Origin of the sequence: Actinacidiphila polyblastidii, from assembly GCF_036353415.1 — a bacterium.
Lineage (GTDB): Bacteria > Actinomycetota > Actinomycetes > Streptomycetales > Streptomycetaceae > Actinacidiphila > Actinacidiphila polyblastidii.
Map to the genome: position 1 here is coordinate 154,306 of NZ_JAZEWV010000013.1, position 15,552 is coordinate 169,857.

Consider the following 15,552-nt stretch of genomic DNA (forward strand, 5'->3'; position numbering starts at 1 on the left):
TCGCTGTTGCTAGGTGTCGGTCCGGGCCGCCCGGCCGGAGCCGGCAGCGGCGGCGCGGGCCGCGATCACGAGCTGCCCGAGGGCCAGCCCGCCGTCGTTCGGCGGGACCATCCGGTGCCGCAGCACGGTGAACCCGTCCGCGCGCAGTCCCTCGCAACACGCGGACGTCAGCACCGCGTTGGCGAACACGCCGCCGCTGAGCGCCACGGTGCCGAGCCCGGTGCGCTCGCGCAGCGCGGCGCACGTGCGGCGCACCGCCAGGGCCAGGCCGGCGTGGAAGCGCGCCGCGACGGCCTCCGCGCCGGCGCCGGCGCGCACGTCGGCGAGGGCGGCGGAGAGCACCGGGGCCGGGTCGAGCAGCAGCGGGCCGTCGCCGCGGGCGGTGCGAGGTGCCGCGCCGGGCGCCGCGGGGCCCGGCTCCTCGTCCGCGGCGCGCAGCAGGAACGTGTACGCGCCGTCCGGCTCGCCGGCCCGCCACGCGGCGGCCTCCAGTTCGACGGCGGCCTGCGCCTCGTACCCGGCCTGCTGGCACACCCCGGCGAGCGACGCCATCGCGTCGAAGAGCCGGCCCATGCCGGAGGTGGGGACGCAGTTCAGCCCGCGCTCCAACTGGCGTGCCAGGGCGAGGCGTTCGTCGTCAGGGCAGGCGGCGGCGGGCGGCAGCTCCGGCAGCCAGGGCAGCCCCGCGGCCCACAGGTGGGCCAGCGCCATCCGGTAGGGGCGGCGCACCGCGGCGTCACCCCCGGGCAGCGGCACATACGCCAGGTGCGCGGCGCGCCGGTAGCCGTCGTAGTCGGCGACCAGGAACTCGCCGCCCCACACCGCCCCGTCGTCGCCGTAGCCGGTGCCGTCGAAGGCGACACCGATCACCGGGCGTGTGCCGTCCAGTCCGTGCTCGGCCATGACGGCGGCGACGTGCGCGTGGTGGTGCTGCACCTGCCGCAGCGGGCGTCCCCGCGCGTGCTGCCGCGCCCACCGGACGGACCGGTAGCCGGGGTGCAGGTCGGCCGCCAGCAGCCGCGGCGCGACCCCGGTGATCGCCTCCAACTGCCGCTCGGCGCGCGTGAAAGCGGTGAGGGTGGCCAGGTCGTCCATGTCGCCGACGTGCGCGGACAGCCAGGCCGTGCGGTCCTCGCCCAGGCAGAACGTGTTCTTCAAGTCGGCGCCGACCGCGAGCGCGGGGGGCACCGGGCAGGGCAGCGGCAGCGGGAACGGCGCGTAGCCCCGGGAGCGCCGCACCGGCAGCTCCTCGCCGGCGCAGATCCGCACCACCGAGTCGTCGCAGGGCACGTGGATCGGCCGGTCGTGGCCCAGCCAGGCGTCGGCGAGCCCGGCGAGCCGCTCACGCGCCTCCCGGTCGTCGGTCACGATCGGCTCGCCGCCGCGGTTGCCGCTGGTCATCACCAGCAGCCGCGGCCCCCGCGGGTCGCCGGGCAGCCCGAGCAGCAGGTGGTGCAGCGGGGTGTACGGCAGCATCACGCCGAGGTCGGCGCCGCCGGGGGCGACCGCGCCGGGCAGCGCGCCGCCGAGGGTCCCACGGCGGCGGCGCAGCAGCACGATCGGCCGCCGGCGCCCGGTGAGCAGCGCGCGCTCGGCGGCGTCCAGGTGCACCAGCGGCTCGACGTCGGCCGGGTCCGCCGCCATCACGGCGAACGGCTTGTCGCCGCGCGCCTTGCGCCGGCGCAGCGCCTCGACGGCGGCCGGGTTCGCCGCGTCGCACGCCAGGTGGTAGCCGCCGAGGCCCTTCACGGCGACGATCGCCCCGGCGGCCAGCAGCGCCCGGGCCGCGGCCACCGGGTCGGCCGCGGTCCCCTCGCCGCGCGGTGTGTCCAGCCGCAGCCGCGGCCCGCAGTCGTGGCACGCCACCGGCTGGGCGTGGAAGCGCCGGTCGCCGGGGTCGGCGTACTCGCGGGCGCAGGCCGCGCACATCGGGAAGCCGGCCATGGTGGTGTTGGCGCGGTCGTACGGCAGGCCGGTGACGATGGTGAAGCGCGGCCCGCAGTGGGTGCAGGTGATGAAGGCGTGCCGGTACCGCCGGTCCGCCGGATCGCACATCTCGGCCAGGCAGTCCGCGCAGGTGGCGGTGTCGGGGGCGACGAGGGTGCGGCGCGGGCCGCCGGGCCGCGACGGCGCGATGGTGAACCCCTCGCCGCCGCGCGGCGCGAGCGGTTCGTGGCGCACGGACTGGACGACGGCCAGCGGCGGGACCTGCGCGCCGATCCGCTCGCAGAAGGCCGCGACGTCCGCCACCGCGCCCTCGACCTCGGCGACGACGCCCTCGCCGGTGTTCGTCACCTCACCCGACAGCCGCAGTGCGCGGGCCAGGCCGTAGACGTACGGCCGGAACCCGACGCCCTGCACGACACCGCGGACCGTGACACGGCGCCGTACGAGAGGCGTGGTCCGTACCGGGCCCGGCTCGACGCTCATGGGCGGCGGGCGTCAGTGCGCGGAGGCGTGCGGGTGGGAGTGCGTCGCGCCCGGCTCCCGGCCGTCGTGGACGTGGTCCGGGCCGTCGTGGTCCTGGTGCCCGTCAGCGCCGTGGTGGTGGCCGTGCAGGGGGGTGCCCATCACCGGGCGGTGCACCCGCGCGCCCGCGGCGACGGCGAGGGCGCGCTCCAGCAGCAGGCCGACGCCCCTGCCCCGGCGCGCGGAGGTGAAGACGACCTCCACGCCGGGGTTGACCTGCCGGACGGCCGCGAGGAAGGCGTCCTGGTCGAACTCCGCCGCCTCCGCGAGGTCGTGCTTGGTGACGACCACCAGGTGCGCGAGCCCGAAGGCCGTCGGGTACTTCAGCGGCTTGTCCTCGCCCTCGGTGACGGAGGCCAGCACCACCCGCAGCGTCTCCCCGAGGTCGTAGGAGGCGGGGCAGACGAGGTTGCCGACGTTCTCCACGAACAGCAGCCGGGTGTCGGGCGGCAGCCAGCCGTCGAGGTGGCCGCGCAGCATGCCGGTCTCCAGATGGCAGAGCCCGTCGGTGAGCACCTGCCGCACCGGCGCGCCCGAACGCGCCAACCGTGTCGCGTCGTTCTCCGTCGCCAGGTCCGCGGTGAGCGCCGCCACCGGCACGCCGTCCCGGCGGGCCGCGACGAGTTCGGCTTCGAGCAGCGCGGTCTTGCCGCTGCCGGGGCTGGACATCAGGTTCACCAACACGGTCCCGCGGGCCGCGAGTTCGGCCCGCAGCCGCTGGGCGCCGCGGTCGTTCTTGGCGAGCACGGCGGTGCGCAGGTCGGTGGCACGGCACATGGTCTCAGGACTCCTCGGGGACGGTGGGTGTCGGACGAGTCCGCTGCTGCGGCTCCCGGGCGGCGGCGGGCACCCCGCCCGGCGCCCAGCGCACGGCGGCGATCTGGAGTTCGCGCCCGGAGAGCAGTCCTGCCGCGGCCGCGCCGCAGCCGGAACAGCACAGGTCGGGCGGCATCCCGGTGGGCCACTCCCGCGCGCACGGCTCGCACCGCGCGCGTCCCGGCACCGGCCGCGTGACCAGCCGCGCCCCGGCGAGGAGCGTGCCGTCGCAGGCGAGTCGGAAGCAGAAGCCCAGTGCGTCGGGCACGACGCCGGCGAGTTCACCGACCTGCAGGGTGACCGTCTCGACTCCCGACCGGCCCTCGGCGCGCGCCACATCCTCGATCTGGCCGATCACGGCCAGCGCGATCGACATCTCATGCATCGTCACTCCCCGGCAGGCGCCCCGCGGTCCGCCGGGCGTGACCAGTACAGGGGCGACCACGCCCCCGCACCCGCCGCCACGCCGCCCATCGCCACCGCCCTCATCCGGATGGCGGCGATGCCGCGATGCGCGCGGCCCTGCCGACGCGTCGCCGCCCCGGCCCGACCCCTGGCTCGGGCCGCGCCGGCCGCGCCCCCGCGCCGGGCGACACGGTCCGACGGCGGGCGCGACGCCGGGCGGGCGCGACCAGGCGGTTCCGGCGCGACGGCCTGACCACGCCGTCGGCCCCGACGTGGGCGGGCAGCCCGACGCCCTCGTGCCGACGGCGGAACGCGATGGGCCGCCGAGCGACCCGTCCATCCACGCGGGGCCAGTTGGGCGCGCCCGACGCCCTCGACCGCCTGACGCCCTCGACCCGGCAGCGGACCTCCGGCGGGCCCGCCCCCGGTCGGCGACATCAGACCGGATGCCGCCAGCGGGGCGGGCAGGCCAGCCCGGCGCGACGCCGGGCGGGCGCGACCAGGCGGCGCCGGCGCGACGGCAGGCCGCCGGCAGGCGGGGCGGCCCGCGGCCCTCGACCCGACGGCGGACCGTCAGCGGTCCGAAGCGACCCAGGGCGACGGGTCGCGGAGCGACAAGTTCTCTGCGTGCCGGGCCGGTTGGGCGGGCCGACGCCCTCGACTCCACGGTGGAACGCCGGCGGTCCCGCCCCCGGTCGGCAGCCGGCCCGACGGCGGACGCGCAGCCGGGCGGCGCCCCTGGGCTCCCGTGCGGCGGCAGGTCGCCGGCAGGCGGGGGCGTCCCGGCCGACCGCGCGCGGGTCAGGGTCCCGGCGCCGGGCCGGAGCAGCGGTGGTCGCGTGGCGCCACCGCGGCGCCACGCGTTCGCTCACATCGCGCGGATCTTCAAGTAGCGCCTGATGTCCGGCAGGTTGACGGCGACGACGGCCGCCACGCAGCCCGCCGCCGCACCCAGCAGGATCTTGGTCATGGCCGTGTCTCCTTGTCTCGGTACTGCTGTCCTTCCGGTGCCGGCACCCGTACGGGCGCCGGGTCCTGGCGGTGGTCGGCGCCGCCGGACAGCAGCCGCAGCACGGCGTCCACCGCCTCGTCGACGGAGGCGGCGACGGGGTCGCTGAGCCCGATGCCCTCGTCGAGGCAGGCGGGCTCGCAGCCCACGACCGCGATCCGGCGGGGGCGTTCGCCGCCGGTCCCGGCGCTGAGGGTGTCGAGGAGCGCGAGCACCGCGTCCGGGGTCATCCGGTGGCCGTCGATGAGGGCCTGCGCGCCGTCACCGGGCACGGCGGCCGCCTCGTCGATGAGGTAGACCGTGCCGGGCGCGCCGCCACGGGCGGTGGCGTCCAGCAGGACCACCGTGTCGTAGCCGTCGAGCAGTTGGTAGGCGAGGTGCACTCCGCGCACGCCGATGTCGGCGGTCTCCACGCCGGGGGGCAGGTCGCGCCGAGCGAGCCGGGCGACCGCCTCGACGCCGAAGCCGTCGTCGCCGAGGAAGATGTTGCCCAGGCCCGCGACGAGGACCCGGCCGCCCGGCGTGCGGCCCGGCGCGGCGCTCACGCCTCGTCCTCGGGCAGCGCCACCTCGTCGGGCTGGAAGTAGCGGAACCGGCCCTGGGCGCGCTGGAGTTCGGCGCCCGGGTCGCCCTCGACGGTCACCGCCAGGTGGACGCTGCCGTCGACGTCGTGCAGCACCGCCTCGACCAGCGCGGCGCGCCCGTCCAGGAACATGTCCTGGGCGTCGGTCCTGCGCAGCCCCGGACGCAGCGTCACACGGTCGCCCGCACCCACCGTACGGCCGCCGACCGGTACCCGGTCGCGCCCGGGGTCGACGCTGCGGTCGGCGGCGGGGTCCCACCAGGGAGCGTCCGGCCGCATCAGGGCGTCCGCCGGGTCCTGCCACGCGGGGGCCTCGCCGGCCCCCGGCCCGTCCGGCGCGACGGACACCGGCGTGGCGGGTCCGGGCGTGGTGAAGGTCGGCGGCCCCTCGCCGGGGCGGTGCCCGGTGAGCGCCCGCAGCGAGCGCACCGCGCCGTGCAGGCGCTCCAGCACCTCGGGCGGCATGGAGTCGGCCAGGTCGATCACCGCTCCGGCGCGCTCGTCGGTGCCGCGCGCCTCGCGTTTCTCCTGGTCGGTGAGGGCGGCTGTGCGCAGCGCGAGGATCTCGTCGATCTCGGTGGCGTCGTAGAGCGCTCCCGGGCTCTCCGGCGCGATCTGCGGGTGGTCCTCCAGGATGATCGGCGAGGAGAGCACGGCGTCGGAGCGGCCGTCGGCGCCGGCCAGCACGGGCCAGGTGTGGTCGTTGCGGCACCGCGCCACCGCCTCGGCCGCCCACTGCGGCGGGTCGGTCATCGACACGAAGGAGCCCGCGGTCAGCCCCAGCATCAGGTGCGCGGAGACCAGGGCGTGCGGCAGGACGTCGTCGCGGGTGGTGCCCGGCGCGTCGGCCGCGGTCCACGGCCCGGTGTTCTCCACGACCGCCGTCAGCCGCAGCACCCGGAAGGGACCGGGGAGTTCGGTGGCGGTCAGCCGCATCCGCGCCTCGACCCGCGCCCTGCGGCGCACCAGCCGCCCGACCACGGCGCCGGAGGCGTCCCGCACGTCCTCGACGTCCTCGCCGGCGTCCAGCCGGAGCGGCAGCGTCACACCGCCCTCGCGGGTCAGGTCCCCGATGGTGGCGGTGAGGTCGGCCTGCTCCTCCACGCCCTCGTCCCAGGGCACCAGCACGCGGTCGGGCAGCTCCAGCGCCTCGGCGTCCTCGTGGCCGCCGTCCTCGCGCAGCCGCTGCACGGTGCGGCGCTGGGCGCGCAGGAAGCGCAGCCGGGCGTGCAGTGCCGCGCCGGACCTGGGCTCCATCAGGCACTCGGTGCGCTGCGCGCTGTGCTCGCCGCGGTGGCCGTCCCAGGACGGCGGCACGAGGACGCCGAACTGCCAGCGCATCCGGTTCTTGGCGGCGGACGCCCGGTAGGGGTAGAGCACGTAGCCCTCGAAGAGCATCGCGTCGGCCACCGCGCGGGCGGTGCAGAAGAGCCGGTCCGCGGTGTCAGGCGCGCCACCGGTCGTCTCACCGGACACGGCGCCGCGCCCCGCCGTGCTCTGCGCGGCGGTCACGGTGTCACCTCCGGCCCCGGCCCCGGGACGCCCGCCGCGACCGGCAGCGCCTCCCCGTCGGCGGCGCGGGCGTCGGCGGCGCTCAGCAGCGCCTCGACGGTCTCCTGCCAGGACGGCAGCGCCCGCCGGGCGCGATACGCGAGCAGCGCGTCCATGGTGGTGCGCGGCAGCCTGAGCCATCCGCAGCCGGGGAAGTGCTGGTCGAGCATCTCCCGCCAGACGCGGGCGGGCAGCCGGCAGGGCGCCTCGCGGTCCCAGGGGACGGGCTCGACCTGGAATCCGCGCGGGCCGCGGAAGGCGGTGCCGGAGAACAGCAGGGTCAGCGGCGCGTCGCCGTCCTCCAGCGCGCTGAAGTACCGGCTCGCGGCGATGTCCATGTCGTAGGTGCACGGCACCGGAAGGTCGACCTCGGTGGCGCCGGTGAAGCCGGGGACGACCACGGAGGCGTGCGCGAACTGCAGCGGCTGCATGCTCCTGCTCCAGCGCGAGCGCTCCCCGAACAGGCCGTCGAGCCGCTCCGCCTCGGCGTCGCCGTAGCCGCGCCGGGCGGGTTCGATACGGATCTGGCAGCGCAGTGCGAGCGCGTGCACCCGCTCGCCCTCGCCGGCGGTGACGCCGAGCCGGAAGACCAGGGTGGGCCCTGCCGCGTACGGGTCCGCGCGCACCCCGAGGCAGCTGAAGCCGAGGCCGCTCACCGGCGGCCTCCGTCCGCGCCGTCCGGCACAGGCCGGGCCTTGCGCTCCAACTCGTCGAAGAAGGCGTCGAGTTCGGCTCGCGCCCGGTCGCCGCCGTCGAACCCCTGCCAGTGCAGCCGCAGCCGGCCGACGAGTTCGTACGCGGCGTCCACCGGGATCAGGTGGCAGGAGGACGCCTGGTCGGTCCTGCGCACCAGGAGGGCCTCGACGTCGGGGGCGAGGGCGTCGGCCAGCGCGCAGTCGCCGAAGGCGGCGTCCCACGCCTGCGGTTCGACCTCGCTCTCGGTGGCTCCGGCCGGGCTCGGGTAGAAGGCGACGACGCGGTCCAGGGCGGAGTTGCGGAAGAAGAACGCGACCCCGACCGGCACGCCGAGGGCCTGCCAGCCGACCTCGGAGCCCTGCCACCGCGGGTCGGACAGGTAGCGGTCGGGGATGGTGCGGAAGCGGCCGCGCGCGGTGCCCTCACGGTCGAAGAGCATCGCGCAGGCCATGCAGGCGCAGGCCAGCACCCGCTGGTCGATGTCGACCAGGTGCCGGTGGCCGCCGCCCAGCGGCACCGAGCACAGCTCGCAGCGCTCCACGGCGGGCGGCCGGTCGTCGAGGAAGCGCCGCAGCCCGGCGCGCCCGACCGCGGGCGATGCCGCGGCGGTCACCGGGCTCCCGCCCGCGGCGCGGCGTCGGGCGGCCGGACGCCGATCTGCAGCAGCACCGGTTCCGCGACGGCCGGCTGTTCCTCCAGCTCCAGCGCGGTGACCTCGGGGGCGAAGCAGGCCAGCGCGGCCTCGACCCGCTCGCGTACCGCTCCGCTGGAGCCGCCGCACCCGCAGCCTCCGCCCTCGGCCTGCCGGCGCACCCGCAGCGTCCCGGTGGCGGGGTCGAATCCGGCGTCGTCGAGCGTGCCGGCGTCGGCGGCGCGCAGCGCGCGCTCGACCCGGACCTGGAGGTCGTCGGGGTGCAGGCCGTGCAGGACGAGCAGTCCCGCGGCCGTCTCGTCGTCCAGCAGGGCGCCGAGCGGGTTGCCGCTGCGGCCGGAGAGCAGGGCCACGACGCGGGCCAGGCCCGCGCCGTAGAAGTCCATGAGGGCGCGGACGAGTTCCTCGCCGGTCTCGGCGACGGCGGGGCCGCCGGCGCCGGCCAGCGCGTCGAGGAGTGCCTCGACCCGCTGGGCCGCGGCCTCCGGTGTCGTCGCCCGTTCCGCCTGGCGGGCGGTCATCCGGCGAGCCCGCTGAGGCCGGTCGGCACGTGCATCTTCTCGACGGTCCTGCCGCCGCCGACGTACATGTGCACGCCGCAGGGCAGGCACGGGTCGAAGCTGCGGACGGCCCGCATGATGTCGATGCCCTTGAAGTCCTCCGGCGGGTTCTCCTCGAAGATCGGGGTGTTCTGCACCGCGTCCTCGTACGGTCCCGGGGTTCCGTAGGTGTCGCGCACGCTGGCGTTCCACGGAGTGGGCGGGTACGGGTGGTAGTTGGCGATCTTGCCGTCGCGGATGACCATGTGGTGCGAGAGCACCCCGCGGACGGCCTCGGTGAAGCCGCAGCCGATGCTCTCGTCGGGGACCTCGAACTTCTCCCAGGTCTGGGTGCGGCCGGCGCGGACCTCGGCGAGCGCCTGCTCGGCGAAGTGCAGGGCCGCGGCGGCGGCGTACGCCTGGAAGTAGGTGCGCGCCCGGTTGCGCTCCAGGGCGTTGCTCCACCGGGGGATCTTCCACTCGAAGGTGGTCTCGGGCTTGGTCAGCGACCGCGGCAGGTTGATCACCACGCTGTGCCCGGTGGACTTGATGTAGCCGATGTCGACCAGCCCGGACAGCGCGGTCGACCACAGCCGGGCGATCGGGCCGCCGCCGGTGTCGAGCGCGAGGTGGTCCTTCCCGTCGAACCAGCGCGGCGACATCACCCAGCTGTACTTGTCGTCGAAGTCCCGCTTCTGCGGCGCCGGGATGGTGTGCTGGTTCCACGGGTGCCGCGGATCGACCGGGTTGCCGAGCGGGTCGTGCGTGACGAACTGCTCCTGCCCCTGCCAGTCCTGGTAGTAGGAGCTGCCCAGCAGGATGCGGATGCCGAGGTTGATCTCGGTCAGGTCGTTGGTGACCAGCTTGCCGTCGACGATGACGCCGGGGGTGACGAACATCTTCCGGCCCCAGTCGGACATGTTCGCGTAGGTGAAGTCGCAGTGCGCGGGGTCGTTCAGCGCGCCCCAGCAGCCGAGCAGGACGCGGCGCCTGCCGACCTCCTCGTAGCCGGGCAGCGCCTCGTAGAAGAAGTCGAAGAGGTCGTCGTGCAGCGGCACCACGCGCTTCATGAACTCCACGTAGCGCATCAGCCGGCTCAGGTAGTCGGTGAGCAGCTGCACCGAGGCGATGGTGCCGGTGCCGCCGGGGTAGAGCGTGGAGGGGTGCACATGGCGCCCCTCCATCAGGCAGAACATCTCCCGCGTGTAGCGGCTGACCTGCAGCGCCTCGCGGTAGAACTCGCCTTCCAGCGGGTTGAGCGAGCGCATGATGTCGGCGATGGTGCGGAAGCCGTGGTCGCCCGCGTGCGGCGCCTCGGTGCGCTCGGCCAGCTCCAGCACGCCGGGGTTGGTCTCCCGGACCATCTTCTCGCAGTAGTCGACCCCGACCAGGTTCTCCTGGAAGATGTTGTGGTCGAACATGTACTCCGCGGCCTCGCCGAGGTTGATCAGCCACTCGCCGAGGTGCGGCGGCTTCACGCCGTACGCCATGTTCTGCGCGTACACCGAGCAGGTGGCGTGGTTGTCGCCGCAGATGCCGCAGATCCGGCTGGTGATGAAGTGGGCGTCGCGCGGGTCCTTGCCGCGCATGAAGACGCTGTAGCCACGGAAGACCGACGAGGTGCTGTAGCACTCGGCCACGCGCTTCTGCTTGAAGTCGATCTTGGTGTGGATGCCGAGGCTGCCGACGATCCGGGTGATCGGATCCCAGGACATCTCGGTCAGACCGCTGGGGTCTCCTGCGGTCGTGGACGTTGCCATCGTCTGTTCCGGGCCCTTCGTCGTCGCTCGGTGCGGGGGGTGCGGGGGGGTGCTGGATTACGGGGACCTGGCGGGGAGCCGGGCGACCGCGGAGGTCACCAGGGGCGGCGGTAGCCGGTGGTCAGATGGCTGCCGCGGTGGCGCCACTGGGGCTCCTGGTCGAGGGTCTTCATGGTGATGCCGCGCAGCCGGCGGATCGCCGCGCCGTAGATGCCGCTGGCGGTGCTGGAGACCTTGCCGCCGGGCGGCTCGTCCATGAACGGCATGAACTTGTCCGGGAAGCCGGGCATGGTGCAGGCGATGCAGATGCCGCCGACGTTGGGGCAGCCGCCGATGCCGTCCATCCAGCCGCGCTTGGGCACGTTGCACTTCACCACCGGTCCCCAGCAGCCCAGCTTCACCAGGCACTTGGGCGAGTCGTAGGTGGTGGCGAACTGGCCCTGCTCGTAGTACCCGGCGCGGTCGCAGCCCTCGTGGACGGTGGCGCCGAAGAGCCAGGTGGGGCGGAGCTTGTCGTCCAGCGGGATCATCGGCGCCGAGCCGGCCGCCTGGTAGAGCAGGTACGTCAGCGTCTCGGCGAAGTTGTCCGGCTGGATCGGGCAGCCCGGCACGCACACGATCGGGATGCCGGCCTGGGACTTCCAGTCCCAGCCCAGGTAGTCGGGCACGCCCATCGCCCCGGTGGGGTTGCCCTCCATGGCGTGGATGCCGCCGTAGGTGGCGCAGGTGCCGATGGCGACCACCGCCAGGGCCTTGGGCGCCAGCCGGTCGATCCACTCGCTGGTGGTGATCGGCTGCCCGGTCAGCGGGTCGTCGCCGAATCCGCACCAGTAGCCCTCGGGCTTGATCGACTCGTTGGGGATCGACCCCTCGACGACCAGCACGAACGGTTCGATCTCGCCGCGCTCGGCCTTGAAGAACCACTCGATGAAAGCGTCCGCGCCCTGCACCGGGCCGCACTCGAAGTCGATCAGCGGCCAGTGCACGGCGATCTTCGGCAGGCCCGGCAGGCCGCGCAGCACGATCTCCTCGATGCTCGGCTGGGTGGCGGCGGTCAGCGAGACCGAGTCGCCGTCGCAGCTGAGTCCGGCGTTGATCCAGAGGATGTGGATCGGCGGGTCGTCGTCCGGGGTCGCGTCCGGCAGGGGCGGGGCATCCTCGCTTGCGGCGGTGCTCGCATCCGGCATGGATGCCTCCTGGGGGTGGGCGGCGACTGACGCCAGGGAAAGGGGTCCTCTTCGTGATTACCGCACGCCGCGCCGCGGCCGCCCGGCGAGCAGACCCACCCGGGTGACGTGCGGCGGGGCCATCCGGTGGGCCGGCCGGGAGCGGGTAGGCGAGGTCCGTGGGCGGAGCCCGAGCGTGAGGAGCCGCCCCGGTGGGTGCGCCCCGGAGGGTGCGGATGCGGCCCCGCGCCCGAGCAGGCGGCCCCGCGCCCGAGCAGGCGGCCCGGCGCCTCAGGAGGCGGCCGACGCGCGTACGGAAGGAAGGGCGGATGCGATGACCACGGACGGCACGGCCATCCGGGCGGGCGGCCACGCGGTGCGGATCAACCGGCCCGACAAGGTGCTGTTCCCGGCCGACGGCCTCACCAAGGCCGATCTGGCCGGCTACTACCGCACGGTGGCCCGCAGGATGCTGCCGCACCTGCGCGGGCGCCCCCTGACGCTGCAGCGGTTCCCCGACGGGACGGAGGAACCCGGGTTCATGCAGAAGGACACGCCCGACTACTTCCCCGCGTGGATCGCCCGCGCCCGGCTGCCCAAGCAGCAGGGCGGCACAGTCGGCTATCCGCTGTGCTCCGACACCGCGACCCTCGTCTACCTCGCCGACCAGGCCACCGTGACCCTGCACCGGCTCCTGTCCAAGGCGGACGACCCCGAGCACCCGGACCGGATGGTCTTCGACCTGGACCCGGCGGGCGACGACTTCGCCGAGGTCCGCGGCGCCGCCCAGCTGCTCCGTGAACTGCTGGACGAACTCGCCCTGCCGTCCACGGTCATGACGACGGGCTCGCGGGGCCTGCACGTCATCGTGCCGCTCGACGGCCGGGCCGGCTTCGAGGAGTCCCGCGCCTTCGCCCGCGCCGTCGCCGAGGTCCTCGCCGGGCGCAGCCCCGACACGCTCACCACGGAGGCACGCAAGGCGGCCCGCGGCGACCGGCTGTACCTGGACGTCCAGCGCAACGCCTACGGGCAGACCGCCGTCGCGCCCTACGCGGTCCGCCCGCTGCCGGGCGCCCCGGTCGCCGCCCCGCTGTCCTGGGACGACGTCGACACCCCGGGGCTGACCGCGCGGCGCTGGACGGTGCGCGACGCCGGCGCGCTCGTCAAGGACAACCCGTGGCGTGAAGCCCTCAGGGGCCGGTCGCTGGCCCCGGCGCGGCGGCGCCTCGACGCGCTGCGCCGGGCCTGACCCCGCCCGGCCCGCGCACCCCGGGGCACCGGTGCCCCCGCCCTCGCCGGGTGCCGCGGACCGGGGCATCGGCGCGGTGGTCCGGCACGGATGCCGCATGCGAACATCGACCCTACCCGCGCGTACGGAGGGAAGGTGCCGTGCATGGACGATCCGCAGGCCGCCGGCCGCCCGGCACCGGCCGACTGCTCCACGGCGCTGGCCGGCGGGGTCCTCGACGTCGTCGACCTCGGCGTCTACCTGGAGGACGACCGCGGGACGATCGTCGCGGCGAACCCGCGGGCCGAGCACCTGCTGGCGCGCTCCGCCGCGGACCTGCTCGGGCGGGACGCCCACGACGTGCTCCACCGCGGCGGCGACGGCAGACCGCTGCCGCGGGCCGTCTGCCCGATGCACCACGCCATGCTCGGCGGCCGGGTGGCGCCCGAGACACCCGGCTGGCTGGAGCGCGGCGACGGGACGCTGCTGCCGGTGCTGTCCCTGGTCGCGCCGTTCCGGATGGACGAGGAGACCACCGGCGCGCTGCTGCTGTTCCACCTGCGGGCGGTCGCGGAGCCCTCGGAGCAGGCCGCCGCCCCGCCCGCCGCGCTGACCGAACTGGAGCGCCTGGCGCTGCTGGCGGAGACCACCACGCGCCTCACCTCCACGCTCGACACCGGCGAGGCGCTGCAACGGCTCGCGCACATCGTGGCGCCCAGGCTCGCGGAATGGGTCGTCGTGGACCTGATCGGTGAGAACGACGAGGTGTGGCGGACCTCGGTGGTGCACCACACCGGCGGCGCCCTGGTCGAGCGCGACGACCTCTGCGGCCCGCTGCCGCCGGTCTCGCTCGACTCCCCGCTGCCGCTGTCGCGGGCGCTGCGCGGCGCCGCGTCCACGCTGGCGACCCCGGCCACCTACGAGGGGCGGCTGGATTCCGGCCTCGCCGTCGAGCAGCGTCGGCTGTTCAAGGCCGCCGCGCTGCACTCCGCGATCATCGCGCCGATCCGCGGGCCCCGGGAGGTCCTGGGCGCGCTCACCCTCGGCCGGACCGGTCGTGGCGGCCCCTTCACCACCGACGACCTCCCGCTGCTGGAGGAGATCACCCGCCGGGCCGGGATCGCCCTGGAGAACGCCCGCCTGTACGAGCGGCAGCGCCGGGTGGCCGAGACCTTCCAGCGGCACCTGCTGCCCAAGCTGCCCGTGCTGCCCGACCTGGAGGCGACCGTCCGCTACCTGTCGGCGCCCGACGCCTCGCAGGTGGGGGGCGACTGGTACGACATGTTCCCGCTCAGCGACGGATCGGTCGCGGTGGCCATCGGCGACGTCGTCGGCCACGACCTGGACGCGGCGGCCGGCATGGCCCAGGTCCGCAACATCCTGCGGGCCCACGCCTGGTCGCACGACGAGGGGCCGGGCGCGGTCGTCCGCCGCCTGGACGACACGGTCATGCACGTCACCGACGTCTCGATGGCCACCACCGTCTTCGGCCGGCTGGAACGTGACACCGCCGCGGCGGGCTGGCTGCTGCGCTGGGCCAACGCGGGACACCCGCCGCCGCTGCTGGTCGAGTACGACGGCCGGGCCCGTTTCCTGCTGGAGTCGCGCGGCCTGCTGCTGGGCACGGGCACCGCCCCCGCCCGCGCCGACGCCACCGTCGCGCTGCCGCCCAGGAGCACGCTGGTGCTCTACACCGACGGGCTGATCGAGTCCCGCGGCCACCCCCTCGACGAGGGCCTCGAACAGCTGCGGCGCCACGCCGCCGCGCTCGTGCACCGCCCCCTGGAGTCCTTCTGCGACGAGCTGCTCCACCGCGTCCGGCCGCCGTCGAACGACGACGACGTGGCGATGCTCGCCCTGCGCGTGCCGCCGCACGGGGACACGGACGCCGAGCCGGAGCGGTCCGCCGCCGGAGGGTGAGCGGGGGCGGCGAGCCGGCGATACGCATGGAGTGCCCGTGCTGGGTAGCCGCATCTCGTGGTCTTCTCGAAAGGCGGCATTCTCATGGCAGTGAACGACCTGCAGGGACGCAGCGTCCTGGTGATCGTCACCAATCACGGCGTGGAGCAGGACGAACTCCTCGTCCCGGTGAAGCATCTGCGGGACAACGGCGCCACCGTCGACGTGGCGGCGGAAAAGGCCGAACCGGTGCACACCCTGGTCGGCGACAAGGACCCCGGCAAGACCATGCAACCGACGCACACGCTGGCCGACGCCGACCCGCTCTCCTACGACCTGCTGATCGTCCCCGGCGGCACGCTCAACGCGGACCACCTGCGGATGAACCGGGACGCGGTCACCGCGGTGGAGGACTTCGTCTCCGCGGGCCGCCCGGTCGCGGCGATCTGCCACGGGCCCTGGGCGCTGGTCGAGGCGGACGCCGTCCGCGGCAAGACCCTGACGTCCTACCCCGCGCTGCGCACCGACATCCGCAACGCCGGCGGCACCTGGGTGGACCAGCCGGCCGTACGGGACGACAGCGGCGGCTGGACGCTCATCACCTCGCGCACCCCCGACGACCTCGACGCCTTCCTGCGCGAGACCGAGGCGGCGCTCACCACCGCCCCCTGACCCGCCGGCCTCGTCGAGTTCGGCGCGGGCCGAGCGGTCGAGCGGCCCGCGGGCGCCTGCCGGGTCATCGCGCGCCGCAGCGCGTCGCCACCGCGATGCGGGTCATG

14 protein-coding genes are annotated in these 15,552 nt (G+C 75.4%); 3 read left to right on the forward strand and 11 right to left on the reverse strand.

The window, feature by feature from the left end:
• Positions 1–9: 9 nt before the first annotated feature.
• From hypF to V2S66_RS18320, 11 genes are all read right to left on the reverse strand, one after another.
• On the reverse strand, positions 10–2,430 hold the full coding sequence (hypF, locus tag V2S66_RS18275; RefSeq protein WP_330796730.1) for a carbamoyltransferase HypF: 2,421 nt from the start codon (positions 2,428–2,430) through the stop codon (positions 10–12).
• A gap of 12 nt (positions 2,431–2,442) precedes the next feature.
• The gene (gene hypB / locus V2S66_RS18280) at positions 2,443–3,246 is read right to left on the reverse strand and encodes a hydrogenase nickel incorporation protein HypB (protein WP_330796731.1); all 804 of its coding nucleotides are present in this window, start codon (positions 3,244–3,246) and stop codon (positions 2,443–2,445) included.
• A 4-nt stretch (positions 3,247–3,250) separates the two neighbouring features.
• A complete protein-coding gene (locus V2S66_RS18285; RefSeq protein ID WP_330796733.1) occupies positions 3,251–3,670 on the reverse strand; it encodes a hydrogenase maturation nickel metallochaperone HypA/HybF in 420 nt (139 codons plus the stop codon).
• 888 nt (positions 3,671–4,558) lie between these two features.
• Entirely contained in the window at positions 4,559–4,660 is a 102-nt protein-coding gene (locus tag V2S66_RS34540) for a DUF6893 family small protein (RefSeq protein ID WP_413966421.1), read from the reverse strand.
• The gene (locus V2S66_RS18290) at positions 4,657–5,244 is read right to left on the reverse strand and encodes a hydrogenase maturation protease (RefSeq protein WP_330796735.1); all 588 of its coding nucleotides are present in this window, start codon (positions 5,242–5,244) and stop codon (positions 4,657–4,659) included. The genes V2S66_RS34540 and V2S66_RS18290 overlap by 4 nt, the downstream gene beginning before the upstream one ends.
• Complete coding sequence (locus tag V2S66_RS18295) at positions 5,241–6,794, reverse strand: hypothetical protein (RefSeq protein ID WP_413966422.1); 1,554 nt, start codon at positions 6,792–6,794, stop codon at positions 5,241–5,243. Before V2S66_RS18295 ends, V2S66_RS18290 begins: the two co-directional genes overlap by 4 nt.
• Complete coding sequence (locus V2S66_RS18300) at positions 6,791–7,489, reverse strand: DUF6084 family protein (RefSeq protein WP_330796736.1); 699 nt, start codon at positions 7,487–7,489, stop codon at positions 6,791–6,793. The genes V2S66_RS18295 and V2S66_RS18300 overlap by 4 nt, the downstream gene beginning before the upstream one ends.
• Positions 7,486–8,142, reverse strand: coding sequence for a DUF5947 family protein (locus tag V2S66_RS18305; protein ID WP_330796737.1), 657 nt, complete (start codon positions 8,140–8,142; stop codon positions 7,486–7,488). Before V2S66_RS18305 ends, V2S66_RS18300 begins: the two co-directional genes overlap by 4 nt.
• The gene (locus V2S66_RS18310) at positions 8,139–8,702 is read right to left on the reverse strand and encodes a hypothetical protein (RefSeq protein ID WP_330796738.1); all 564 of its coding nucleotides are present in this window, start codon (positions 8,700–8,702) and stop codon (positions 8,139–8,141) included. Before V2S66_RS18310 ends, V2S66_RS18305 begins: the two co-directional genes overlap by 4 nt.
• Positions 8,699–10,480: a nickel-dependent hydrogenase large subunit gene (locus V2S66_RS18315; protein ID WP_330796740.1), complete on the reverse strand. Its 1,782-nt coding sequence runs from the start codon at positions 10,478–10,480 to the stop codon at positions 8,699–8,701. Before V2S66_RS18315 ends, V2S66_RS18310 begins: the two co-directional genes overlap by 4 nt.
• Before the next feature lie 95 nt (positions 10,481–10,575).
• Complete coding sequence (locus tag V2S66_RS18320; RefSeq protein WP_330796742.1) at positions 10,576–11,667, reverse strand: NADH-quinone oxidoreductase subunit B family protein; 1,092 nt, start codon at positions 11,665–11,667, stop codon at positions 10,576–10,578.
• A gap of 313 nt (positions 11,668–11,980) precedes the next feature.
• Between V2S66_RS18320 and ligD the strand changes: the two genes are divergently transcribed.
• The 3 genes from ligD to V2S66_RS18335 all read left to right on the forward strand — a co-directional run bounded on the left by ligD (position 11,981) and on the right by V2S66_RS18335 (position 15,445).
• Positions 11,981–12,895 (forward strand): non-homologous end-joining DNA ligase, encoded by a 915-nt coding sequence (gene ligD, locus V2S66_RS18325; RefSeq protein ID WP_330796744.1) that lies wholly within the window; start codon positions 11,981–11,983, stop codon positions 12,893–12,895.
• Between the two features lie 144 nt (positions 12,896–13,039).
• Entirely contained in the window at positions 13,040–14,794 is a 1,755-nt protein-coding gene (locus V2S66_RS18330) for a SpoIIE family protein phosphatase (RefSeq protein WP_330796746.1), read from the forward strand.
• An 84-nt stretch (positions 14,795–14,878) separates the two neighbouring features.
• The gene (locus V2S66_RS18335) at positions 14,879–15,445 is read left to right on the forward strand and encodes a type 1 glutamine amidotransferase domain-containing protein (RefSeq protein WP_330796748.1); all 567 of its coding nucleotides are present in this window, start codon (positions 14,879–14,881) and stop codon (positions 15,443–15,445) included.
• Positions 15,446–15,552 lie beyond the last annotated feature (107 nt).